23 protein-coding genes are annotated in these 25,126 nt (G+C 41.0%); 12 read left to right on the plus strand and 11 right to left on the minus strand.

Annotated elements, in window-relative coordinates:
- Positions 1–60: 60 nt before the first annotated feature.
- The 3 genes from AC570I_RS02950 to pyrE form a co-directional block, all read right to left on the minus strand.
- Positions 61–2,724, minus strand: coding sequence for an alpha-L-rhamnosidase (locus AC570I_RS02950; protein WP_497404275.1), 2,664 nt, complete (start codon positions 2,722–2,724; stop codon positions 61–63).
- 161 nt (positions 2,725–2,885) lie between these two features.
- A complete protein-coding gene (locus AC570I_RS02955) occupies positions 2,886–3,284 on the minus strand; it encodes an SRPBCC family protein (RefSeq protein ID WP_497404276.1) in 399 nt (132 codons plus the stop codon).
- Positions 3,285–3,316: 32 nt separating this feature from the next.
- Positions 3,317–3,976 (minus strand): orotate phosphoribosyltransferase, encoded by a 660-nt coding sequence (pyrE, locus tag AC570I_RS02960; protein WP_047797457.1) that lies wholly within the window; start codon positions 3,974–3,976, stop codon positions 3,317–3,319.
- On the opposite strand from pyrE, the gene AC570I_RS02965 reads away from it, so the two are divergent.
- Positions 3,975–4,586, plus strand: coding sequence for an NUDIX hydrolase (locus AC570I_RS02965; RefSeq protein WP_497404277.1), 612 nt, complete (start codon positions 3,975–3,977; stop codon positions 4,584–4,586). The two genes, pyrE and AC570I_RS02965, sit on opposite strands and share 2 nt — an antisense overlap.
- A 46-nt stretch (positions 4,587–4,632) precedes the next feature.
- Here AC570I_RS02965 and coaD read toward each other — a convergent pair whose 3' ends face one another.
- The 3 genes from coaD to AC570I_RS02980 form a co-directional block, all read right to left on the minus strand.
- Positions 4,633–5,094, minus strand: a complete 462-nt coding sequence (gene coaD, locus AC570I_RS02970; RefSeq protein WP_047797455.1) for a pantetheine-phosphate adenylyltransferase — start codon at positions 5,092–5,094, stop codon at positions 4,633–4,635.
- 100 nt (positions 5,095–5,194) lie between these two features.
- Positions 5,195–5,731 carry a 16S rRNA (guanine(966)-N(2))-methyltransferase RsmD gene (rsmD, locus tag AC570I_RS02975; protein ID WP_497404278.1) on the minus strand — a complete coding sequence of 179 codons (537 nt, stop codon included), beginning with the start codon at positions 5,729–5,731 and terminating at the stop codon, positions 5,195–5,197.
- Complete coding sequence (locus AC570I_RS02980; RefSeq protein WP_497404279.1) at positions 5,722–6,528, minus strand: DUF3822 family protein; 807 nt, start codon at positions 6,526–6,528, stop codon at positions 5,722–5,724. The genes rsmD and AC570I_RS02980 overlap by 10 nt, the downstream gene beginning before the upstream one ends.
- 142 nt (positions 6,529–6,670) lie before the next feature.
- Here AC570I_RS02980 and AC570I_RS02985 point away from each other — a divergent pair, with 142 nt between their 5' ends.
- The 7 genes from AC570I_RS02985 (at position 6,671) to AC570I_RS03015 (ending at position 15,473) form a co-directional block, all read left to right on the plus strand.
- Positions 6,671–7,810 (plus strand): putative sensor domain DACNV-containing protein, encoded by a 1,140-nt coding sequence (locus tag AC570I_RS02985; RefSeq protein WP_497404280.1) that lies wholly within the window; start codon positions 6,671–6,673, stop codon positions 7,808–7,810.
- Between the two features lie 20 nt (positions 7,811–7,830).
- Positions 7,831–9,264 (plus strand): ATP-dependent DNA helicase, encoded by a 1,434-nt coding sequence (locus AC570I_RS02990; protein ID WP_497404281.1) that lies wholly within the window; start codon positions 7,831–7,833, stop codon positions 9,262–9,264.
- A 254-nt stretch (positions 9,265–9,518) separates the two neighbouring features.
- Positions 9,519–11,147: an acyl-CoA carboxylase subunit beta gene (locus tag AC570I_RS02995; RefSeq protein WP_497404282.1), complete on the plus strand. Its 1,629-nt coding sequence runs from the start codon at positions 9,519–9,521 to the stop codon at positions 11,145–11,147.
- Positions 11,148–11,268: 121 nt separating this feature from the next.
- Positions 11,269–12,225, plus strand: coding sequence for a thioredoxin-disulfide reductase (trxB, locus tag AC570I_RS03000; protein ID WP_047797450.1), 957 nt, complete (start codon positions 11,269–11,271; stop codon positions 12,223–12,225).
- Positions 12,226–12,472: 247 nt separating this feature from the next.
- Complete coding sequence (locus AC570I_RS03005; protein ID WP_497404283.1) at positions 12,473–14,383, plus strand: beta-N-acetylhexosaminidase; 1,911 nt, start codon at positions 12,473–12,475, stop codon at positions 14,381–14,383.
- Between the two features lie 61 nt (positions 14,384–14,444).
- Positions 14,445–15,065, plus strand: a complete 621-nt coding sequence (locus AC570I_RS03010; protein ID WP_497404284.1) for a hypothetical protein — start codon at positions 14,445–14,447, stop codon at positions 15,063–15,065.
- A 30-nt stretch (positions 15,066–15,095) separates the two neighbouring features.
- A complete protein-coding gene (locus tag AC570I_RS03015) occupies positions 15,096–15,473 on the plus strand; it encodes a diacylglycerol kinase family protein (protein ID WP_497404285.1) in 378 nt (125 codons plus the stop codon).
- Here AC570I_RS03015 and AC570I_RS03020 read toward each other — a convergent pair.
- From AC570I_RS03020 to AC570I_RS03030, 3 genes are read right to left on the minus strand one after another with little or no spacing between them, the layout of a single operon-like run.
- Positions 15,462–16,031 carry a DUF922 domain-containing protein gene (locus AC570I_RS03020; RefSeq protein ID WP_497404286.1) on the minus strand — a complete coding sequence of 190 codons (570 nt, stop codon included), beginning with the start codon at positions 16,029–16,031 and terminating at the stop codon, positions 15,462–15,464. The genes AC570I_RS03015 and AC570I_RS03020 overlap by 12 nt on opposite strands.
- A 51-nt stretch (positions 16,032–16,082) precedes the next feature.
- Positions 16,083–16,682, minus strand: coding sequence for a hypothetical protein (locus AC570I_RS03025; protein WP_497404287.1), 600 nt, complete (start codon positions 16,680–16,682; stop codon positions 16,083–16,085).
- Positions 16,669–17,166, minus strand: a complete 498-nt coding sequence (locus AC570I_RS03030) for an RNA polymerase sigma factor (RefSeq protein WP_047797443.1) — start codon at positions 17,164–17,166, stop codon at positions 16,669–16,671. Before AC570I_RS03030 ends, AC570I_RS03025 begins: the two co-directional genes overlap by 14 nt.
- 161 nt (positions 17,167–17,327) lie before the next feature.
- Between AC570I_RS03030 and AC570I_RS03035 the strand changes: the two genes are divergently transcribed.
- The 4 genes from AC570I_RS03035 to AC570I_RS03050 all read left to right on the plus strand — a co-directional run bounded on the left by AC570I_RS03035 (position 17,328) and on the right by AC570I_RS03050 (position 21,298).
- The gene (locus AC570I_RS03035; protein ID WP_497404288.1) at positions 17,328–18,704 is read left to right on the plus strand and encodes a dicarboxylate/amino acid:cation symporter; all 1,377 of its coding nucleotides are present in this window, start codon (positions 17,328–17,330) and stop codon (positions 18,702–18,704) included.
- Positions 18,705–18,832: 128 nt separating this feature from the next.
- Positions 18,833–19,339, plus strand: a complete 507-nt coding sequence (locus tag AC570I_RS03040; RefSeq protein WP_053058200.1) for a hypothetical protein — start codon at positions 18,833–18,835, stop codon at positions 19,337–19,339.
- 121 nt (positions 19,340–19,460) lie between these two features.
- Positions 19,461–19,826 (plus strand): BlaI/MecI/CopY family transcriptional regulator, encoded by a 366-nt coding sequence (locus AC570I_RS03045; RefSeq protein WP_231582613.1) that lies wholly within the window; start codon positions 19,461–19,463, stop codon positions 19,824–19,826.
- A gap of 5 nt (positions 19,827–19,831) precedes the next feature.
- Positions 19,832–21,298: a M56 family metallopeptidase gene (locus AC570I_RS03050; protein WP_497404289.1), complete on the plus strand. Its 1,467-nt coding sequence runs from the start codon at positions 19,832–19,834 to the stop codon at positions 21,296–21,298.
- 69 nt (positions 21,299–21,367) lie between these two features.
- Here AC570I_RS03050 and AC570I_RS03055 read toward each other — a convergent pair whose 3' ends face one another.
- On the minus strand, positions 21,368–24,028 hold the full coding sequence (locus AC570I_RS03055) for a carboxypeptidase-like regulatory domain-containing protein (RefSeq protein ID WP_497404290.1): 2,661 nt from the start codon (positions 24,026–24,028) through the stop codon (positions 21,368–21,370).
- The gene (locus tag AC570I_RS03060; protein ID WP_497404291.1) at positions 24,025–24,984 is read right to left on the minus strand and encodes a GLPGLI family protein; all 960 of its coding nucleotides are present in this window, start codon (positions 24,982–24,984) and stop codon (positions 24,025–24,027) included. Before AC570I_RS03060 ends, AC570I_RS03055 begins: the two co-directional genes overlap by 4 nt.
- Positions 24,985–25,126 lie beyond the last annotated feature (142 nt).

The following is a 25,126-nucleotide window of genomic DNA, read 5'->3' on the forward strand; positions in this document are numbered from 1 at the left end:
TCGTTATTAATTTAGGTAAACCCCGCAGTTTCCATCTTCTGCAGGGTTTACCAAAAAAAACTATTTCCGTAAATGCTCAATTACATACTTTCCTGCCGAAAGTTCGATTTTATTCGGGCTGGTTTTCCCATTCACCTTGATCTCCATATTGCGAACAACAGGTAATTCCATACTTGCTGTAGAGTTGGGCGGGATTACAATTTCATACCTCACGCCATTTACAGTCTTTTTCCAGCCACTGATAATTTTTCCATAAGGACCAATATGGCTGGCCTCGAAAGCATCCAGTCCCTCCATTACATGGGGATCCAGAATTACATGTTTAAAGCCCGGTTGTTTTTCATCAGGTTTGATTCCACCGGGAGACTTATACAACCAGGCACCGATCTCTCCAAACATGATATGGTTCATCGAGATATCTGATTTTGCATCAATAGGCCAGTTTTCGTACAAGGTTGTGGCACCGTTTTCCATCCACCAGCCCCAGCTTGGGTAAGTTTTCTGCGCGGCAACTTTGTAAGCCCAGTTGCTGTAACCATTTTCGCTAAGCGCATTTAAAATTGCTTTAGTACCCAGCAAACCTACATCCAGATGAAAGCCATCTGCTTCCACCCGTTTAGCCAGGTTTTCAGCAACCAGTGCAACAGATTCCTGAGGTACAATTTTCCAATATAACGGAACACTCATATCGGTCTGGATCCCCGAGCCATAAATGCCTTTCTCCTTGTTTAAGTATTTGCCATTAAAGGCATCTTTTATTTTTTTTGCCAGCTCGGTGTACTTTCTATAATCTTCATCCTTATTCAGAATTCTAGCAGCCTTGGCCAGAATTACTACATCCGCATAGTAATAGCAAGTTGAGGTCAGTTCTACAGGAGATTTGGATTTTACAGGTATCCAGTCGCCCAGTCCCCATGTTGTTAAGCCACGTGGATAGGTTTCATCAATGTGGTTAACGTATTTTCTGATGTTGTCATAGCAATCTGCCAGCAGTTTCTTGTCGCCATAAAACAAATAAACGTTCCATGGAATAATGGCTATTGTACTGGTCCAGTCCGGACCATTGCCCCATTCGTATCCCCAGCCATCCGTAGGAATAATGGAGGGAAGAACACCATTCGGCTGTTGTTCATCACGATGATCGGCAAGCCATTTCTCATAAATTGTAATACCATCAAATCCATACAAGCCTGTTTCTATAGCAATTTGTGCATCGCCTGTCCAGCCATTCTTTTCCCGCTGCGGGCAGTCGGTAGGGTAACCGAAAAGATTGGATAAGTATGAGTTATTGGTCGCGTAATAAATTTTGTTGATTACTGGATCCGATGACTTGACATCGCCACTAACCGGAACATCGCTATGCATAAAGTAGCCAACCAGGTCTTCTTTTCTCAATTTAACCGGAACAGAGGTCGTTACTTCCACATATTGAAATCCTTTATAGTTAAAATGCGGCATAAAACTTTGCCGGCCTTTTCCGTTTAATATCAGTATATCGGTTTGAAAGGGATCGGTATTATCCGTCGGGCGATAATGGGCATCAATATTTGAAATATCAAGCCTGCCGTTTGCATATAAACGTTCTCCATGTTTTAAACGAACGATAGTGCCATTCGGACCACCGATACTGATTTTACTCACCCCTGAAATATTTCTTCCTAAATCGAAAAGGTAAGTGGTATCATTTATTTTTTTAAGTGTTTTCGTGCTGATCTCCTCAACATTACGGATAGGGTGTAGCGCCTGGGCTACAATGTTTCTGGATGGGGCTGAACGGATCATGACTTCTTTCCAGTCTTTGTCATCAAAATCTGCTGTATTCCATCCCTGCTTTTCCATTCTGGCATCGTAATGTTCAGCAGTATAAATGCTGTTAAATGCAATCGGACTTAAAGCGGTTTTCCAGTCCTTGCCTGATTTGATGGTTTCTATAGTACCGTCTTCGTAAGTAATGCGGACATCCAGGCAAAATGCCGGACGGTTACGCCAGGGTGCCCTGTCAAAATACCATACCGCGGTTGACTGGTGGTTGTACCATCCGTTCCCCAGCAGGACGCCAATGGCATTTTTCCCCTGTTTGATTGCATTGGTCACATCATAAGTCACATACAATGTTCTCCTGTCGAAACGAGTATACATGGGGTCCATACGGTGATTACCTATTTTATTTCCATTGATGGAAAGTTCATATAGTCCTGCTGCCGCAATGTATGCTCTTGCCGACTTAACTTTTTTTTCCGTGCTGAACGTTTTCCTGAAATAGGGGGCAGGTTTGAGTTTAATATTCTCATTGTCGGAAATCCATGCCCCTTGCCAGTTGCCCATATTCATCATTCCTGTTTCAAAGCTGGCAATTTTACCAAATTTCTTCTTGTTTCCGTTGAGTACATCTACCCGCCAGTAGTATTTGGTAAAAGGTTTTAGTAGATTACCCGAAAAAGTAGTGAGGTTGGCATCTGATTTAGACCAGCCCGAATTCCACACCAACGATTTTTCTTTCACCAGTAAGGCAGAATCGGTATCAACCAGAATGCGGTAAGCGGATTGTTTCGCCCCATTACTTTCATCATCCATCTGCCAGGTAAAACGCGGATTGGGTGTGTCCAGCCCGGCAGGATTAACCAGGTATTCCGTTTTAAGCGCTGTTAAAAATTGCGCATTTGCATTTGAAAAATAAAAAATGGTAAATATTAATGTTGGAATCTGAATATAATTAAATCTCATAGTGCGATGGTTATCAAAAACTAAGGTATTAAAATAAAACGCCGCTAAATAAGTATCAACGATATTTTTACGCATAAAAAAAGCATCGGCCGCTTAAGTGCAGATGCTTTGATATATTGAAGTTTTATTAACCGGTAAATCATTACCCGTTAATTTTTCTTCTATCCTAGTATTTCTTTTAGTTTCTCTGTCTGATGATCAACCAGTTTTTGCAATGGTCCGGAAGCCAGCATTTTCATCATCATGTTTAAATCAGCTGAAATGATATGTTTTGCTGTCGTTGTGTCATTTCCGTTATCGGCAAGCGTCCATTTCAGTTCAACATCAAATGGTGCTTTTTCAGATGGGATTGCTGTTAGCTCCTGGTTTTCGACGCGGCTGGAGATTTTGATTGCCAGTTTTGCCATGTTTTGAATGGTGAAACGCGAATCGTCTTCTGTAGATTCCCAGTTGTAGATATTTTCAGGCATCAGTTGCTGATGGTTGTTCATATTTGATAAGAAAGCATAAACCTCAGCAACGGGCTTATTAATTTCTACAGCGCTCTCAATAATTGTCATTATATGTGTTAGGTTGATTTAAAAAGTCGGGCTTATGATTCAGAACTGGTTACCTGACCCCATTCCGATGGGTTTAAACGCCATTTGCCTAATAGTTCCATGTCGCTTTTAGCAATGATGCTGTGCTCAGCAGCATAATCAATTAAAGCACCATAATTTGATAAAGTTAAATAGCGGCATTTCGCAGCAGAAAAGTTCTCATCTGCTTTTTCGAAGCCGTATGTAAAAATTGCAGCTAAACCAGCTACCGATAGGCCTGCTGCACGTAATGCGTCTACCGCTTGTAAACTGCTCTTCCCGGTAGAAATTAAGTCTTCAATTACAACTACACGTTGTCCTTCAACCACTTCGCCTTCAATTAAGCTGCCAGTGCCATGCTCTTTAGCTTTTGATCTTACATAAATAAAAGGTAAACCTAATTCCTGTGCCACTAAAACGCCTTGAGGAATTCCCGCAGTAGCAACTCCAGCAATCACATCAACTGAACCAAACTCTTCCTGAATGGCTTGTGCAAGTTTCTGACGGATGTAAGTTCTAACCTGAGGATGGGAAAGGGTAATGCGGTTATCGCAATAAATTGGCGACTTCCAACCAGATGCCCATGTAAAAGGATTATTAGGTTGTAATTTAATTGCCTTTATTTGTAATAAAAATTCCGCTACCTTTAATTCAATATCACTTTTATTATACATGGCCCAAAAATACAGAATTTATATTAACGATAACACCCTCTTTATATCAGATGTTTTGCCTGAACAAAAAGAAAAAATTCAACAGCTTGAATTTCAGGATTTTGATTTGCAGACATTTTACAAAAAATTGAAAAACGGGTCTAAAAAAAGCTACATTTTTCTCACTAAGAATCCACAGGAAACCTTTAGAAAGCTTAAAAAGAACTGTGAAATTATCAAGGCAGCAGGCGGCCTGGTGGAGAGTGTAAATGGTAATTATCTCTTTATTTTCAGAAATAAAAAGTGGGATTTACCTAAAGGAAAACTCGAAGAGGGTGAAAACATGAAGGAAACTGCTGTTCGCGAAGTGGAAGAAGAATGTGGTATTAAGGTAGCCAGGCGTGAGGAGAAACTTTGCAAAACCTATCACGTATATCCGATCGGTTCAAAAATGGTGATTAAGAAAACCAACTGGTATAAGATGAAAGTTAAAGGTGAGCCCAAACTGGTGCCCCAAAAAGAAGAAGGAATTGACCAGGCCGTTTGGTTAGATAAAAATCACATTGGTCCGGTGGTGAAAAACACCTTTCCGTCGATTATGGACGTGTTAAGGGCTGGAGGTATATTATAGCTGAAGCAATATAATAACCGGTCGTTTAGCTGATGCTTCGGCCGGTTTATAAGAATTTTAGGGCTTCTTGCGGTACAAAAGGACTTACGTCGCCATGGTTTCTCAAAATATCACGAACTATGGTCGAGCTGATTGCCGAATATTCAGGTTTACTTAACAGCAGTATCGTCTCCACTTCCGGCATCATGGTTTGATTAATCTGAGCAATTGCCCTTTCATATTCAAAATCAGCAGCAGAGCGGATACCCCTCACCATGTAAGTAGCGTTAATCTTTCTGCAAAAATCGACAGTCAGCCCTTCGTAAGTTTGTACACCAATGTTCTCGTAACCTTTAAAAACGGTTTCTAAGATCTGCAGGCGCTGTTCTGCTGTCAGGAAGTTTTGCTTCGAACTGTTCAATCCAATACCAATTATAATTTTATCAAAAAGGGGAGTGGCACGCTGCAGAATATTTACATGTGCAATGGTGATCGGATCAAATGAACCTGGAAATAACGCTATTTTCATCAGTTATTAGGAATATTTCAAATATAAACAAATCTCAAAAAGATTTTGCAGATTCGCCGGTATCCGGATTTGTTTCGGCAATAGCGATCTGCGTTAAAAATTAAACGTATTCAAAAAAACTAAATGATGAATTGCCATACTTACGTGTTTCTGTGTAACCAGGCTGGCTATTCAGTTTCATGTTGCTCTGATGTTCCACTACCAGTAATCCATCAGGTTTTAGTAAGCCCTGCTCTTCCACCATCACTGGAATCTGCGGAATGTTTGGCATATTATAAGGAGGGTCGGCAAAAATCAGGTCATAATTGCCAGTCATCTGCTTAAGCAATTTAAAAACATCACCTTTACGAACTTCTATCTGGTCGAACCCGTGTTTTTGTGCAGTGGTTTTTACCCAGTTCACACAACCATAATCCAGGTCAACCGCTACAATCTTTTCGGCCTGGCGCGAAGCAAATTCAAACGTCAGGTTGCCCGTTCCACAGAATAAATCGAGAACGGTGCAGGTTTCAAAATCAAACCGATTATTCAGGATATTAAACAGGGCCTCTTTAGCCATATCGGTTGTAGGGCGGACCGGCAGATTTGCCGGCGGTTGCAAACGGATGCCTTTTAATGTACCTCCAATTATTCGCATAAATCCAAAGCCAGTAATCCGCTGAAATAATGTTTTGGCATATCAGCTAATAGCTCGCTGTTTTTTGTGCCCGCGGGTAAAAAGAAATATAGGTTATTAAAGTATTTCAAAAGCGTATTATAATATTCATCATCCTCATTGATAATTCCCTGAAGGTATACCAGCGTAATTTCAGATAAGCCCAACTGCTCTATGATCAGCAACAAGAAGTAATTAAATTCCTCAGGGCTTTCCGATTCGTAGTGGTTCTGGAAATGTATTTTTCCACCTTTTATGAATAATACATTAAATGAATTGGCGGTAAAATCAATCACCAAACCATCTTCCGAAATATGTTTGTGGAGGGCCAGTAACGGTGATGATTGCGGATAAATTGCCGTATTTTCAGGAAGCGTGTTTTCTATCTTTTGATTCAATGAATAAATCGTGTGGAAGCCCAGCTCAGCATTCGGTATGGTGTGCAGTTCTTTGTCAGTTCCCAAAAACTTAGAATAAACCGAAATATTTTTGGCGTCAAACGATTCGTCAGGTACAAAAATGAAGCTTGAGGTATGAACGGCTGCTTTTACCTTAACATACTTTCCGGATAAGAACTGATCGGTTTCGAAAGCGGTTTTCAGATCCTGTTCAAGATTAGTACAGCCTTGTTTATCAAAAATTAAATTAATCTCTTCCGAATCCTTGTTAAGCACTGCGTAAGAAAAGCTGTCATTTGTTATTTTTAATAATAAATGACAGTTGTCTGTTGCGTCAGCTTTAAAATCCGGATCGACTAATAAAAGGCTGTTGTTACTCATTGAAGCAAAAATAGCGTTTTTTAAGAATTAACCGCCACTCTAAATTAACAAAAGAAATAAACGGGAGGTAGGAGGGAGATTTTTACCAAAATCAAACCTTTCGCTTAACTGAAAATTAAAATAATCCGCTTAAATTCGAAACATGAGTTACAAGCCTACCTACAAAGCTGCAAACACTGTTTCAGCTAAAATTGAGCAACATTTTATTAAGCTACACGCAAATGCAGCGGCACAAGGTGAGGTAGATTTGGCCACTCAACCCGATAAACATACTATTGAAGCACTCATCGACGTTGCGTTTTGGAGTAGCCTGCGCAAAGAAGAGGGGCACTCACCCCGAATTTCTGTCGCGTTTTTACCGCCTTCACAAACTTCGAAGCCTTTGAAATTTGCCCGGCCATTGCCCTTGAATGCAAATACGCTTACCAAAATTGCGCCTGGTGTGGAGCGATCAGGAATCCATCTCGGCGTTTGGGAAGAAGATGGAGAGCTCTATATCTGGGGAACCACTTTAAACATTCCAAACTTTTGCTTTGTTGTAGATGTGTCTGAACCCGGACTCATTGTAATTAAACACAGAAGGATTTACGGCATTGGAAAATATACCAACGTTGCCGTGCTAAAGGGAGAACAGATCAGGATTGTTGATGATACCTCCTGCACCAACCGCGATTGTCCGCCTATTTTAAAGGCACTCCTGGATTTAACAGTTCTGGCCAGCTGGAACGACCCGATCAACATATTGATTCAGTTCTCGGTATCGATGCGCAGCCACGGACGAGGCGGGGCACTGCTTATCGTTTCGAAAGGCGATGTTAAATGGGAAGATTCCATCATTCACCCTATCCAGTATCTGGTTGAACCACCGTTTTGCGGACTAGCCAACCTTGCCAAACAAAGTGGCAATCAAACAGAGATTTTTTCACAAGGTGCTTTGCGCCGGGAAGTTGAGCACCTTGCCGGATTGACGGCTGTTGACGGGGCAACCATCATCAATGAGGATTTTGAATTGGTAGCCTTTGGCGCCAAAATCGGCAGGGCAAAAGGTAAACCAACGGTAGAGCAAATCGCGTTCTCCGAACCAATTGTTGGTGGTGAAGATAAAATCCTTTATCCGGGGCAGCTCGGTGGTACCAGGCACTTCTCGGTGGCACAGTTTGTAAACGACCAGCCACAGGCCATAGGTTTGGTGGCCTCCCAGGATGGTCACTTCACCATTTTCAGCTGGAGTAAACAACAGAATATGGTAATGGCGCACCGAATAGAAACGTTGCTATTGTAACCAGCATTTAAACAAAACAGATGTACACAGATAAAAGTCAACTTATTGCAGATGCTTACGAACATAAACCCACCAAAGAACAGTTGCTTTTTTGCGAGCGCATGTCGAGGTTTTTGCAGGATGAAGACGAGCACCGTTGTTTTGTATTAAAAGGTTATGCCGGTACTGGTAAAACCACCTCGGTGGCAGCATTGGTAAAGGTATTGCTGAAGTTTAATCTACGAAGTGAACTACTCGCGCCAACTGGTCGAGCGGCAAAAGTAATGAGCCAGTATGCCAATAGGAAAGGCTTAACTATTCATAAACGGATTTACAGGAAAAGATCAGCAGCCTCACCCGAAATGCAGTTTCAGCTTGCCCCAAACTTATCAGAAAATACGCTCTTTATCATTGATGAGGCTTCTATGATTTCTGATGAATACAATGAAACAGGCTCGTCAATATTAATGGATCTGCTGGAGTTCGTGTACAATACTAAAAATTGTTTGCTGCTTTTTGTAGGCGACACAGCGCAGCTGCCGCCGGTAGGTAGCCTGGATAGCCCGGCACTTAATGAGCAATATTTAAAAGATAAGTTCTCACTCAGCATCACCTCGGTAGAATTGAAGGAAGTTGTCCGCCAGGAAAAGAAATCGGGGATTTTGGCCAATGCAACCATGTTAAGAAACCAGATCATTAAAAATCCTGAACACCCGTTACCTAAATTCCTCACAAAAAACTATACTGATATCTACAACATGGCCGGTGCCAGGCTGGTTGAAGGATTGGAATATGCTTACCGGAAATTTGGAATTGAAAATACACTAGTAGTTTGTCGCTCCAATAAATCTGCCAATATTTACAATCAGCAAATCAGATCAAGGTTGCTGTACCGGGAAGAAGAACTTACCGGTGGAGATCAGATTATGGTTGTAAGAAATAACTATTTTTGGCTCCCCGAAAATGAAGAAACCGCATTCATTGCCAATGGTGATATGGCAAAGGTAATCAGGGTGCGCAGGGAAGAAGAACGTTATGGTTTTCGATTCGCTGATGCCACCCTGGAGTTTCTGGATTTTCCGGCTGCAGGACAAATCAGCTGCAAAGTAATGCTGGATACCCTGAACCTGGAATCGGCCAATCTGCCTTATGACCAGAATAAAAAGCTTTTCGAAGGACTGAACCAGGATTACGAACATATTTCCAATAAGCGGGAAAGGATGCTTGCCATTAAACAAGATCCTTTCTTTAATGCTTTGCAGATTAAGTTTGCTTATGCAGTAACCTGCCATAAAGCACAGGGCGGTCAATGGGATGCCGTTTTTACAGATCAGGGTTACCTCACAGAAGAGATGATTGACCTTGACTTTCTAAGATGGCTTTATACTGCGGTAACCAGGGCAAAAAAAGAATTATATTTAGTAAACTTTGCTCCACAGCTTTTTTCGAAAACGGCACAGGAAGATTACTTTTAGCAGGAGTCTATGCTTTACAGTTCCAGATACTTAACCGGAACTAAATTTTAGGTTATCTGTTGATCGATCGTTGATTGCAGTATATCGGTACAGGTCCATAGCAGATGGAAGGATCGATTAGAATCATTGTGAATGAGTTTATTTACCCTTTGTTCACCGATTGTCTAAGGAGATAAGTCGGAACTTCGAACTCTTTATACCAGAAACCAATTTGGTCACCACTGTTTTTCTAAAAATAAATCTAAATTGCCTGTATGAATATCGAATTCAATAAAAACGAAGACGTCAATAAGCAATTGGTTTACGAGTTAAAAACTAAGCTGAAAAAGATTTATCAAGGGGGTGGCGAAAAAAATGCCGCTAAGCAGAAGGAAAAAGGCAAACTACTTGCCCGCGAACGGATTGCTTACCTGATCGATAAGGATTCAAACTTTCTGGAGGTAGGGGCTTTCACCGCCGACGGAATGTATGCCGAGCAGGGTGGTTGTCCCTCTGCTGGTGTGGTTTGTGGTATTGGCTACGTAAGTGGCCGGCAGTGTATGATTGTCGCCAATGATGCTACCGTGAAAGCAGGGGCCTGGTTTCCTATGACTGCCAAAAAGAATCTTCGTGCGCAGGAAATAGCGATGGAAAACCGGTTGCCTGTCATCTATCTGGTGGACAGTGCCGGTGTTTACCTGCCCATGCAGGATGAGATTTTTCCCGACAAAGAACACTTTGGAAGAATGTTTCGAAACAATGCCATCATGTCGGCTGAAGGGATTGTTCAGATCTCCGCCATCATGGGGGCCTGTGTTGCGGGTGGCGCCTACCTGCCAATTATGAGCGATGAAGCCATGATTGTGGATAAAACGGGCTCGGTGTTCCTAGCCGGCTCTTACCTGGTTAAATCTGCCATTGGCGAGGATGTAGATAACGAAACGTTAGGGGGTGCAACTACCCATTGCGAAATATCAGGAGTCACCGACTATAAGCATCCCAATGACCAGGCATGTCTCGATAGCATCCGCAACATCATGAGCATGCTCGGATCGCCACAAGTTGCCGGATTCGATCGGATTAAATCGCTAAAGCCCAAACACAATGAAGAAGAGCTTTATGGCATTATACCCGATAGCAGAGATAAACCTTACGAAGTAATGGAGGTGATTAACCGCCTGATTGATGGTTCGGAATTTGAAGAATATAAGCAGGGCTATGGACAAAGCATTGTTTGCGGCTTAGGGCGTATAGATGGCTGGGCAGTAGGCATTGTGGCCAATCAGCGAACAGTGGTGAAATCCAAAAAAGGGGAAATGCAGTTTGGTGGCGTCATCTATTCGGATAGCGCCGATAAGGCAGCGCGGTTCATTATGAACTGTAATCAGAAGAAAATTCCGCTGGTATTTCTCCAGGACGTAACGGGTTTTATGGTCGGAAGTCGTTCCGAACATGGCGGAATCATCAAAGACGGCGCTAAAATGGTGAATGCCGTAGCCAATTCTGTGGTGCCCAAATTTACCATCGTAATGGGTAATTCTTATGGAGCAGGCAACTATGCCATGTGTGGAAAGGCCTACGATCCACGTTTGATTTATGCCTGGCCTACAGCAAAAATTGCCGTGATGGGGGGTGCACAGGCTGCCAAAACTTTACTCCAAATTCAGGAAGCTTCGTTGAAATCGAAGGGAGAGGAGATTTCCGCAGAGAAAGAGGCAGAACTATTAAAAGAAATTACAGATAAATATAATAGCCAGACTACCCCATATTATGCTGCTTCAAGACTCTGGGTCGACGGTATCATCGATCCTCTGGAAACCCGTAAAGTAATTTCCATGGGAATTGAAGCTGCCAATCAATCTCCGGTTACCAGAAAGTTCAATGTCGGAATGATACAAACATAAGCTTCCTTCGCTATGGCCTCACTTGCTAATAAGTAAACTATATTGACAATGTACTCTTGTTAACAATCGTTTAATCCACTAAATTTGAGCCATAATTAATGAATTTCAAACACACAATATAATGTCACAAGAAAACGAACACGTACAGTGTTTAATCATAGGTTCTGGTCCTGCAGGATATACCGCTGCCATTTATGCAGCAAGAGCTGATTTAAAACCAATCATGTATACCGGTATGCAAGCTGGTGGCCAGTTAACGCAAACTACCGACGTAGAAAATTTTCCTGGTTATCCTCAGGGAATTATGGGTCCTGAAATGATGGAAGACTTCCGTAAACAAGCTGAGCGTTTTGGAACTGATATCCGTTTTGGTTATGTGAGTTCGGTAGATTTTTCTGCTGCACCGCATAAAGTTGTGGTTGATGAAATTAAAACCATTACTGCCGATACTGTGATTATTGCTACAGGAGCCACTGCAAAATGGCTGGGCTTGCCTAGCGAGCAACTTTACAATGGATTTGGTGTTTCTGCCTGTGCCGTATGCGATGGGTTTTTCTTCAAAGGACAAGACGTTGCCATTGTAGGTGCTGGTGATACTGCTGCAGAGGAGGCTACCTATCTGGCTAAACTTTGTAAAACAGTTCACTTATTGGTTCGCCGTGATGAGTTCAGGGCTTCAAAAGCCATGGTAAGCCGCGTGTTGGCTACTCCAAACATCGTTGTACATTACAATACTGAAACACAGGAAATCCTGGGCAATGGAAAAAACGTAACTGCCGTTAAGGTACTGGATAATAAAACGAACATCACTTCCGAAATTCCGGTAGAGGGTTTCTTCGTGGCCATTGGTCATAAACCAAATACTGATATTTTTAAAGGTCAGCTGGACATGGATGAAACGGGTTATCTGTTAACCAAACCAGGTTCAAGCTTAACCAATATTGAAGGCGTATTTGCCTGTGGTGATGTTCAGGACATGTATTACCGTCAGGCAGTGACTGCTGCTGGTTCTGGTTGTATGGCTGCTTTAGATGCCGAAAGATACCTGGCCGCAAAAGAGCATCCGGTAGAAGCTTAATCTTAGCGCCTTAAAAAGTCAAAAGGAGAAATCAGAAATGGTTTCTCCTTTTTTTTGTTCAATTGTATGATCTTTGCATTGGTGTTTGATTTAAACAATACTTTTTGTGCACTACAAGAGACGGGAAATGCCTTTGCGTGCTGTGAACAGGCGTTTGATAGGTTTTGTAACAAAAATGTGCTCTTTAATATCTTCACATATTCTATATCTTGGTTGTTTAAAACAAAACCTAATAATAAAACCAATCATGAACAAAGCATTATCGATTTTTATTGGAGTGTTAATCAGTACCAGTGCCTTTGCGCAGGGCGATCCCAATCTGGGGATTATTCCGGCACCAGTATCCATAACCCGGGCTAGCGGAAACTTTACATTAGATAAAACAACTGTTTTGGTTAATCAAAGTATTGATGGCACCAAAATGGCTGATTTACTAAATGCCTTTATCGTAACAAAAGCCGGTTTCGCACTCAGAGACGCGAAGGTAACTGATCCTGGTCAGAAAACTATTGTATTGACCTCGTTTGGAGCCGATAAATTGCCTGCTGAAGGCTACACTATTAAAGTTACGGCAAATCAGTTTGTGATTACCGGTAAAGGCGCAGGACTTTTTTATGGCGTTCAGTCGGCTATGCAAATGATGCCTGATAAAGTAGCAGATAAAATTACCATACCTGCAGTAACCATTAATGATTATCCCCGTTTCGGCTACCGTGGAACCATGCTTGATGTTTGCCGCCATTTCTTCCCGATCTCTTTCATAAAAAAATATATCGACCAGCTGGCCTACTATAAAATTAATACCTTTCACTGGCACTTAACCGATGATCAGGGATGGCGTCTGGAAATAAAAAAATATCCAAAATTAACCACGGTTGGTTCCTCAAGAAATGGTTCAATTATTGGTAATTATCCGGGTAATGGAAATTACCTAACAGAAGTTAAAGGTTTTTATACGCAGGAGCAGGCAAAAGAAATCGTTAAATATGCAGCAGACCGTTACATTACGGTTATCCCTGAAATTGAACTTCCGGGCCATGCATCGGCAGCCATTGCAGCCTACCCTGAATTGAGTTGTTTTCCTGATCGTGATACTTTTGTAAGCGATAAAACGCCATGGGCAGGCAGCAGAAAAGGTAAGCAGGTACAGCAAACCTGGGGTGTGTTCGATGATATCTTCGTGCCATCTGAAAATACCTTCACCATGTTAAACAATATTCTGGACGAAGTTATCGCTATTTTCCCTTCAAAATATATTCACATCGGTGGTGATGAGGCTCCGAAAACCTATTGGAAAGAATCACCTTTCTGCCAGGCTTTGATGAAAGAAAAAGGATTGAAAGACGAGCATGAACTACAAAGCTATTTCATTCAAACCATTGAGAAACATGTAAATGGAAAAGGACGATCCATTATCGGATGGGATGAGATTTTAGAGGGTGGTTTGGCACCGAACGCTACAGTAATGAGCTGGAGAGGTGAAGCCGGTGGTATCGCTGCAGCCCAACAAAATCACGATGTAATCATGACACCAGGTTCAATGGGCTTGTATATCGATCATAAACAATCCAACTCTCCTGATGAACCCCTAACTATCGGTGGTTATGCGCCTTACCAGAAGATTTACGCTTACGATCCGGTACCTCAGGTACTCACCCCCGATCAACGCAAATACATTAAAGGTGTGCAGGCCAATATGTGGACAGAATACATTAAAACCCCTGAGAAGGCAGAGAATCATGCTTTCCCACGCATACTGGCACTTGCTGAAATTGCCTGGAGCCCTCTAGAACGTAAAGACATCAAGAATTTCTCTGAAGAACGTTTGCCTGTACATCTGGCCCGTTTAGATAAAATGAATATTAATCTTTGGGTGCCAACACCAATCGGACAAAGCGACAAAACATTAAATGGTGGCGAGTTTACTATCGACCTGAAGGTACCAGTTAAAGGTGGAAAAATTTATTATTCTCTGGATGCTTCACGCCCTTCAGAAAACGCATTCCTCTACACAGCTCCTGTTAAAGTCAGCGTTCCTCAAGGAGAGAAAAGAGTGCTGAAAACCATTGTGATTGCACCAAGTGGAAGGAGAAGTGTAACAACTGAAACCATTCTGAATAACGGAGCAGCAGATGTTAAACCTGAAGCTAAGAAGTAAAATAAATTGCTTTAAATAGTTAAAATCATTATTTTGGGACAAACAAATACGCCCAAACAAAATGATCATTCCAAGAAATAAATTACAGCATCTTATGCTTATGGCAGGGATGCTGTTTTGTTTTGCATGCAACGAAGATAAACTAGCAGAAGTGAAAGCGGAAGTGAAAGTAGTACAAAAAAATCCTTTTAAGTACTATAAAGATATTGAAGTAAAACCCGGACAAAATTTTGAGATTGTGAGCTGGGGCAAAGGGGTAGATTCTGTAGGTGGATACCAGATACTGATGTCGGATTCAATTAAAAGCAATTACAAATCTGTGGCTGTAGAGCGAAAAGGGGTGATCAGTGATGCCTGGAATATGGATCTCGACAACGACGGGAACCCGGAGCTATACATCCGGTTAATAAATAAAAAAACGATGGCCGACCTGAACGTATTTGAATATGCAGGAGGGGGCTTCAACAAAATAAGTTTCCCTTCGCTGAGCTCGAGCCAGAAAAAAGGATATAAAGGAAGCGATAATTTTTTTATTAAAAACGGCGATCTGTTCCGGTCGTTTCCGGTGAAGGATCCTGCAGATTCAACTAAAAGCATCACCAAAACTTACCAGTATAACCTGAGGGGTAATGGTTTTTCTGCCACTGAATTGAAAGACGAAACCATAAAGACTAAAAACTAAAACACCAGGACTAGTATTGAAGGCACAGATATGGCTCATAAAAATCAAAAGTTCTCAGTTACCGATAGAATCAAAAGTTTTAAATACGCTTTCGGGGGCTTATGGTATTTTATTAAAAACGACCATAACGGACGGGTACACCTCTTTGGGGCGCTATTGGCACTGTATTTGTCATGGTACCTCAATATATCCGGACTGGAATGGATCGCTATCCTATCGGTGATTATCCTGGTTATCGCTGCTGAAATATTTAATTCCTCCATTGAAAAACTATCAGATGTAGTCTCTCCGGCATATCATCCTAAAATAAAGGTGGTTAAAGATCTGGCTGCTGCCGGTGTTTTGCTTATGGCTTTTCTGGCCATCGTTGTAGGAACGATTGTTTTTCTCCCTAAATTATTTTGCTGAATCGGCAAGGCTTGCCGCCCTTGATTCTTCAGTTTTATCCATAATAATCTGATCCCAGCGCGCCTGCATTTTATGATTACTCCCGTGCTCTGTTTCATCATCATAGTTGCGCTGCATCGTGTCGAAATAATTGCTGATTTCATTAGCAAGCTGAGAAATCTGAGCTTTGTAATTATTTACTGAATAGGTGCGGTTTTTAAGCACGCGTTCTGCCTCCATAAATAAGATATTCTGAATATCGGCATGTCCCTGCTCGTGGTGCAACAGATCAGCGCTTACCTGTGGATCTTTGATTTTATCCAACTTTACCCACGACCTTCCTTTATCCACACTCACTTCGTTTTTTAATTTAATGACTACCCTGTTTCGGTATACGGTAGATTCGTAGCTGTATTGCCAGGTCATGGAGGTAAGTGCGAAGAAAGGAGAACGGGCATCTGCTTTTCCCTTGAAATGAGTTTGCCAGTCTAGTTGAACGGGACCAGGGGTATCCTGTTTAAAACCAAACGTTAGTGGAATGATCAAACAAAAAAATAAAAGTGCAGTCAGCTTTTTCATCAGCAAAAGGTTTCAGTATGTAGAAAAGCTAATGAAAAAACCGTGCCTAAATTACTCGGGAGTGGAAATTTGATCGCTAAGCCGTTCAAACTTCTCAATAAGCAGTGCAATTCGTTCTTTCTCCCTTTTTATTACCGCTTTCCTTAAAATCGTTGAACAAAATAGAATCCATAGAAAGGTAAGTCCCACTGCAATTACTTTTTGAAATAAATTAAAGTACGCTAATATTTCGATGAAATAAAACATAAGGCCCAGCGAGAGTGCTACCGTATAAAACCAATACAAGGAATTATAAAGGCTGTAGCGATTCAGCTGGTATGTTTTCAAGTTATTCAGGTATTCATTGGGGTGAACGGTATAATCGTTCTTTGCTATCAGCCTGTGGTCACGGTAAAGAATCAGGGTATACACGCCAATGGCTATTAAGGTAATACTGATTCCTACGTGGGTAGTCCATGAGTCAAAGTGATAAAATGCCCACAATGCCGCAATCGCTATGAAGGATACCAGCATACCCAATAAGTTTAAGGTTGATTTAAACCTCAAACCATTCACTTCTTTTTTTGCCTGTTGCAGCATCTCATCAGCAGAAAACTTAACGTCTACCTCGTGCTTTTGCCACAACTCCTGTAATTGATCAAACGCTTGCATATTGGTTGTATAGTTCTGTTAATTTTTGTTTAATACGGTGAATTTTTACTCTAAGGTTGCCCTCGCTAATCCCCGAAATGTCGGCAATTTCGTGGTAGGGAAGTTCATCAAGAACCATGGTGATAATCAAACGGTCATTCTCCTCAAGCTTTGAAATGCATTTATAAAGTAGAGCCACCTGCTCATTTTTTTCTGAAAACTCTTCTATTTTGTTTTCAATGATGTTGTCAGTCAGTTCATCTTTTGCCTGCCGTTTTTCCGATCGCAGATAAGTTAAACAGGTATTTACGGCAATTCTGTAGATCCAGGTAGATATTAAAGATTTATTCCTAAACTTATCCAGATTCTGCCAAACCTTTAAAAAGGTTTCCTGTAACAGGTCGTTGGCAGCATCTGCATCGCCGGTGTATCCGTAGCACAGGTGAAAAATCTTCTTGGAATTAGAATCAAAAATCTGCTTAAATAACTTGTCTTTTTGCTCCATTTAGGTGGTTATCGTTTTTTTTAGATAGAAGAGGCATCTCTTTGTTACAGAGAAACGGCAAATTAACATATTTTTTTCGGCCTGTTGAAGATCAAAATTGCTTACCCCGCCTAAATATTGTAGTTTTACCAAATTAACGAAGCCACAAACTATTTTAATTCATGAAGAAAAACAAACTCACGCTTTTTATCTTTCTAGCGCTGATTGCTGGTATTGCATTGGGCTACATTCTAAATGTTAATTCTATTGATGTTTACAATCAAAATATTCTTAATGCAGATGCTAAAGTTAAAAGCATTGAAGTAAATATTGCCAAAACTACCGATACCACATCTGTGGTGTATTCCCAGCTTAAAGCAGAGCGAAAAGCCAATGCTAAAATCAAAAAAGAAAACGAGGATATCCGGGAAAAGAAGCTTGAATACTTTACGCTTTTGAGTGATATCTTCCTGCGTCTAATTAAAATGATTGTTGCGCCGCTCGTTTTTACAACCCTTGTAGTGGGTGTAGCAAAAGTTGGCGACATTAAAGCAGTAGGCCGTATAGGCGGTAAAACATTAGGATGGTTTATGGCCATGTCGCTCATGTCGCTGGTATTGGGGTTAATCCTGGTAAACCTTTTCGAACCGGGCAGGCACATGAAACTTACATTGCCCGATCAACTGGTTAATACAGGTATACAGAAAGCTGCCATGAGCGTGAAGGATTTCATTGCCCATGTATTTCCTAAAAGTATAGCTGAATCTATGGCTACCAATGAAATCCTGCAGATCGTAGTGTTCTCACTTTTCTTTGGTGTAGCTACCGCCGCAATAGGTGATCTTGGCCAGGTGGTCATCAAAGCTTTTGACGCCATTGCGCACGTAATTTTGAAGATGACGGGTTATGTGATGAACTTTGCACCATTGGCTGTTTTCGGTGCCATGACGGCAATTGTTGCCAAACAGGGTTTAAATGTGTTGAACACTTACGCCATCTTTATCGGTGAGTTTTATTTCGGCCTTGCCATTTTATGGTCGGTTTTGATTTTCTTAGGTTTCTTAATCCTGAAGAAACGCATTTTCCGTTTGGTGAGCGATATGAAAGAACCAGCCATACTGGCTTTTAGTACAGCCAGCAGCGAAGCGGCCTATCCGAAAACGATGATGCTTCTGGAGCGTTTTGGCTGTAAAGATAAAATTGTAAGTTTTGTACTCCCGTTAGGCTACTCTTTTAACCTCGACGGATCGATGATGTATATGACCTTTGCTTCTTTATTTATCGCACAGGCATATGGAATTCACCTGGGTTTTGAACAGCAAATTTCCATGCTGTTAATCCTGATGTTAACGAGTAAAGGAATTGCTGGTGTACCTAGAGCTTCTTTGGTGGTTATTGCTGGTACTATTGCCAGTTTTAATATTCCTGAAGCAGGTTTAGCTTTGTTGATCGGTATAGATCCGTTATTGGATATGGGTCGTTCAGCTACAAATGTGGTAGGAAACAGCATTGCAACAGCGGTAGTAAGTAAGTGGGAGGGAGAACTTAAAGATTCGTAGTTTGCTTTCCAGGCAGGTGAATTATAGAAATATATGATTTTAGTATGTTTCGAAGCTCAAATAATTTTATCAGCTTTGCAGCATTAATTCACTGATTCAAAAATTTATTCATTCAACAATCAATACCCGTGTCAAGTAGAGGAAAAAAAATATTCTTAGCCATTACCATCATCGTTCCGATGATTATTTATTGTTATATTTATTACAAGCCCATCATTCAGAATGCACCTTTTCGTAAAGACGATTTTGTATCGATGCAATTTAGGTATGGATTAAAAGATACTTTGGAAAATACCTATAACTCTGCTACGGGCGAATATCAGTATGTTAATAACAAAGATTCAGTCATCAGAAAAAAGGTTTTTTTAAAGGCTGATGATATTTTGTATATGCACAGAAAAGCCAATGAAATAGGGCTGTGGAATTTTCCTGATACTGTTGGTAAGAAGAGTGAAAAATCTAAAATGGTTCCTCGTTACGATATCACGTTCAACTATAAGAAAAAATCGAAACATGTGGTTATTTATGGTGATTTTGAAGGTAACCCAAAATTGCTTGATGCTGCGGTTGAGATGAGAAAGGTGGTTCAGGAAACATTGACCCTTGCAGAAAGGCGCTCAGCACCTCTTAAATAGACTTCAACGGGAATTAGATTCTCCTCTTTGATATACCGGCTTTAACATTTTTCTGGCTTCAGAATAAATGTTAGAGCCGTTCTTTTTTAGGGTTTTTTCGTATATTTACGATATATTCGTAATGATGGAAAAACTTACAATACAGGAAGAAGAAGCAATGCTGGCCGTTTGGCAGATTGGTAAAGGTTTTATTAAAGATTTTATGGATGCTATGCCAGAGCCAAAGCCACCCTACACTACGCTTGCGTCTACTGTTAAAAATCTTGAACGTAAAGGTTATCTGGTTAGTGAGCGTTTTGCCAATGCAAACCGGTACGGCGCTAAGGTAAAAGAGGCCGATTACAAGAAACGCTTTATGAGTGGTTTTGTAGATAACTATTTCAAAAGCTCCTATAAAGACCTCGTAGCATTTTTTGCGAAAGATAAAAAGATTAGTGCCGAAGAGCTAAAAGAGATCATCAACCTGATTGAGAATCCTGAAAAGTAAGTGTTATGCCACATTTATTTATCATTCTGCTTAAGATTAACCTGGTGCTGGTACTTTTTGCCGCTTCCTACTACCTGGTATTAAGAAAACTAACCTTCTACGTCCTTAACCGGGCATTCCTCTTATTCGGTATCCTGTTTTCTACATGCTATCCCTTTATTAACCTCACGGCGCTATTGAACGGGCAAAAAGGAATCCCTGAGTTTGTACCGGGATTAAACCAAAACGTCAGCGGACTGGTTCACATTACTCCGGTATCATTAATGTGGCAGCTAATCAGTCTAATTTTTTACGCAGGCGTGGTGTTTATGGGCATCAGGCTAACAATTCAGTTTCTTTCTCTTTACAGGGTTCACCGGAAGTCCAGGCCAGCTATTGTAGAAAATAGCAAGGTACGTGTTTTGAAAGAGGAGCTGAGTCCTTTTTCTTTCTGGCAAACGATTTATATCAATCCTGATTTACATGCCGCAGACGAGCTGAATCATATCCTGGCTCACGAAAAAGTGCATGTAAAGGAGTGGCATACCATTGACATTATCCTTTCTGAAATAAGTGTGGTATTTTACTGGTTTAACCCAGGGGTGTGGTTAATGAAAAAGGCTGTCCGGGAGAATATTGAATTTATTACTGATGCGGAAATCATTAAAAAAGGAATCGATAAAAAAGCCTATCAGTACAGTTTATTAGGTGTAGGTGCATTGCAACATTCGGTAGCAATAGTCAATGACTTCAACCTTTCTGATCTCAGGAAACGAATTGTAATGATGAACTTAAAACGTTCATCAAATATAAACTTAACGCGTTACTTCCTCGCGCTGACCCTGTTGCTTTGCATAACTTTAGCTTTCACCATTGATAAGAAAGATGTGGATAAAACCATTCGCCCGATTAGCCGGATGGTGAAACAAGTTTTGCCTGAAGTGGAAAAAACGGTTGTTATTAAACATCCGGCACCTATAAAGAAACAAACCCGGAAGAATGCTTCCCCACATCATAAACAACCTATTGATTCTCTACAGAAGTTCAGTTTTGTCTTCAATACCAGCTTCGATACGGTTGATAGCAGTCGGCAGTCCATGGCGCATGAAATGCAAAAGCTGGCAGGAAAAGCCATTAAATTTAAGATGAATTCTGTATCGAATGTAAGCGTGCACCAGTTTACCTTTAAAGATACCTTGAAGCTGAATCCCACGCTGATGACCGTGGCTGTAAGCGATCAGCAAGGTGGAGCGCAAGGAGATAAAGCAACTAAACCGGTCAGGAAAATGATCTTTATCAAAACGATCAGTAAAACAAGCGATAGTGGGACAAGCAACTTAGTCAAATCTGGTTCGTCTGCTGAGATGGATTTTTATATCAATGGAAAAAAGGTTGAAAAGAAGGATGTGAAAGGTATCGATGTGAATCAGATTGCTGATATTCAGTTGTTAAAGAATAATAACAGTTCAATTTACATCAATACCAAACCATAATCAGCAAGGATCAAACAGCTTCCCAACAACGGTTATAATGCGTCATTGGGAAGGATCAATGTATCCCGCTTAAAAATTAAACGTTGCTTTAAGCATTGCTACTCTCCCCGGAATCAGGTACGTTCCGGTAGTCAATGTGTTTGCCGACAGGTAAATGGCATCGTATTGCCTGATGTTAGCCAGATTAGTCAGGCCAAACTCCAGATCCGTTTTTAGTTTGCTAAACCTGTATTTCACATTGGCATCGGCGAATAAATAGTTCAGGTTACTTTGGCTCGACTGATGTGTGAAAAGATGTTCCGCCGAAAGGTTCAGGTACACGTTGCTCATTAGCATAACAGCAAGAGAGGACTGTTGCCTCAATTGCTGGAAATTCGTCGTAATGGCGTCTGGAATTTCTGCCCTGTTTTGGGTAACTGAATAACTGGCATTATACGACCAGTTCATAAAACCCGCTAATCTTGCTTCAAAACCAGCTTTATAGGCTATCGTATTAGACCGAAACGGAAGTCGTTCACCATTTTGTAACTGGTTATATTTGCTCTCTGAAATGCTAATCCCAGCGTTTGCTGTAGTTTTCAGGAGAAACAGGTACTTGCTCAAATTGGCATTGAAAGACAAGTTTTTGATGTGATTTTTAAATGGGAGCACAATACGCTGCTGGATATTATTGGTCAATGTGTAAGATGAGATGGTGTTGAGCTCCGTATCGCTGTAATTTGCCCCGGCGTTAAAGAAAAACATCTGCATGGCTTTCCTGAAATTAAAAACCCCTCCAAGACTATGCGTTTTGGTTTCTGATATTGGCGCATTGTTCGCAAATAACGACCTGTAATTCTTCAGCACAGTACCCCGGTAAATATCGTCGAGGCTACCAAGATCGTTTTTAAAAAAGTAATTTGCTGTTATGTAGTTTTCAATTCCCGTTTGGTATTTTACATTTACAGATGGATTCACAAAAACTTTATTCAGCTTATTATTAAGTCCGTTTATCTGATCCCGATAAGCAATATGGTTATAGCTCATAGGTACACTCACACCGGCTTTTATTTTTTCATTTGTAAACTCATAGCTGGCATCAGTATAAATCCTTTGCTTAAACCAGTCCAAACTGTTGACAGCATTTTCCGAAGGCGTGATGCTTTGATTATTTTGAATACGGTAAAGTTCAGTATCCAGGTTTTGCTGTTGAATATTAAAGCCGGTTTTATACGTTTGCGTAAAGCCCCCATTTACAAAAGCCAGCGAGGCATAATTATTGAAATACCAGGTTGGTAATTTTATGTATTGATTTAAGCCCTGGTAAGGATTTCCGCTATTTAAAATATCAGCATTTAAACCTGGATTAATATCAAGGGATTCAGACTGCGTGCTTCTGTTTAAGTAAGAGTACAGATTAATCACTTGCGACGATTTCAGCTTCTTTCTATAGTTAAGTTCATTTGATAGATCGAAGCCCTGCTGCCTGAGGGTTTGACTGGCCGCGATATTATTGATTGAGAAATCCGAAACCGTTTTGAAAGGACTGTAATCGAATACCAGGTTATTGTTTAAATAATCGGCGTCTGCATTTTTATTGAGGTTGAACTGCACCCTTAACCTCTGCGGATTGATCTCATTGTTCTGGAACTCGGAATAGCTGACGGTTTGACCGGCAAGATAAGTTTGGGAAAACTTGCTGTATTGCTGGCGGCGGTCGTCGTATATATAAGAAATATTGGCCCTCAATTGTAGATCCTGATTAAACTTATAAAGGTTGTTCAGGTTTAACAGTGCCGCCTTATTAAATAAATACCTGCTTTGTGGAAGGGAGGGTACGCCAGCTGCCCCGGTTGATAACAGTTTAGCAGGCTTGCTATTGTCGAGCCGCCTCGTATAGTCTTCCATATTATGCGAAGTTAAGTCAATACCTGGATCGTTGCCCGTGTTATTTGCCTTAACATTGTTGATGAATTTGAGTTTTTTGTTAAAAAGCATAGCAGTGAAATTTTCATCGAAGCGGTCGGGCGTACCAATTCCTGCAGTGGCATCACCCATCACCTTCATCTTGGCATCGTCTTTAATGACGAGGTTGAGCGCAACATCATCACTCATGTTATTTTTTCTCAGCATTTTGACCGGCTGATCATTCTGTATCACCTGTACTTTGTCTACTGCCCCATGCGGAACACTTTTCGTAGCAATGTTATACTTATCATCAAGCAGATCATCCCCATCGACATATAAGTTGGAAATGGGCTTCCCGTTATAGCTGATTTTGCCATTCTCACTTATTTCTATCCCCGGCATCTTTTTAATGACGTCGCCGATGCTGCGGTCCTGTTGATTTGCAAAATCTGAAGTCCGGTAGTTCAGCGTATCACCGTTTGCTTTGAGCAAAGGGCTATTTTTTACAGTGACGGTTTCAAGGATGGTTTCGCTTCCCGATAAAATGAAATCATATGCTTCGTCTAGCTGAGTAACCGCTACCGATTGTTTCTGATATCCGATACTCGAGACTTCAATTTTGTAACCCTTAGGTTGTTCGTTTTTGACGGGCAGACTGAACTCACCGTTTTTGTTAGTCCGCGTGAAAACAATGATATTTCCTTCAACATCTTTGAGGTTAACATTCACTGATTCTATACTTATACCCTTATGGTCTTTAACTGTTCCCCTGATCGGTTTCTGGGCAAACACAGTGGTGAAACCGATCAGGAATAATCCTATTGCGGAGACGAGCTTAATCATTTTTTATCGGATAATTCAATCGGGTTATTAATCTCCTTTGTAGTTGAGGAACTTCTTTTCAACGGACCGGAAGAGGAATTGGATTTAAATGTTCCCTGAATTCCGTTTGCCGCCATTTGTGCCTGCATGAAGCCCTGAGGATCCTGATCACGTGCGGCCTTTAATTTATCAAGCTCTTTTTTAGTAGTTTTTACAGCATCTGCCGGAAGTTTAATTTCATTACTTAGATAGGTCGTACTGGTTTCAATTCCTGCAATCTTAATGGTGCCTACAGCGCCGTTTGCCGTGGTAAACTTTTGATCTCCATCATCTGCAAGCTGGGCATCGCTGGCTTTAACGTTTTCCAGGCCTGCAAATTCGAATTTTACTTCATTCTTGTCGTCATAAGCATTGATGATTAGGCCAGGTAGCCCATTTAGTTTCCAGGGGCCGCTTTGAAAAGGTATTTCTGTAGCAAACCAGGCTATCCATTTTCTCCCTTTAAAATTTGCATTTGCTTTCTGGCAGGGGATGCCAGATATACTCATGGTATCCCTTGATATCTTCCAGTCTATTACTGCTGCCGGTTCCTCAATCAGGTAATTACTAAGCAGTTTTTCCTTACTGAACATTTTATGTTCGCTCGCGAAGAAGAACAGGTCGGCAGCCGTTATTGGCGATTTCATTTCGCTCTTGATTTCTATTTTCATATTGGAGCTACCGGCCTGGTTTTTGAGTTGCTCCATGATCTGTGCCTTCGCTTTTATAGCCTGATTAAGCTTGTCGTAGCTGGTATACACTGAAGCGTTCTTTCCAGTCACCAGCAACATGTTCTCGATATGGGGTTTATCACGCTCCGAAGTGTCCTGAATGTGTGTAAAAGTATACCTCACCCGAGCGAGTGCCTGATCAGGATTTTGAGCAAACGAAGCCAGAAAGCTAAACAGCCCAGCAGTAGTCATTAGAATACGTTTCATACGATTTAATTTTAGATAACTATTTATTTATCGTAAATCTACGAAATATTCGTAATAAAAGAAATATTATTTTAATGGTATTCTATTGCTCAAAGCATGCTGTGGACGTTAATAACCAGGTTGTGAGTTTGAAGCCCGATGG

Source organism: Pedobacter sp. A2324 (genome assembly GCF_059693705.1).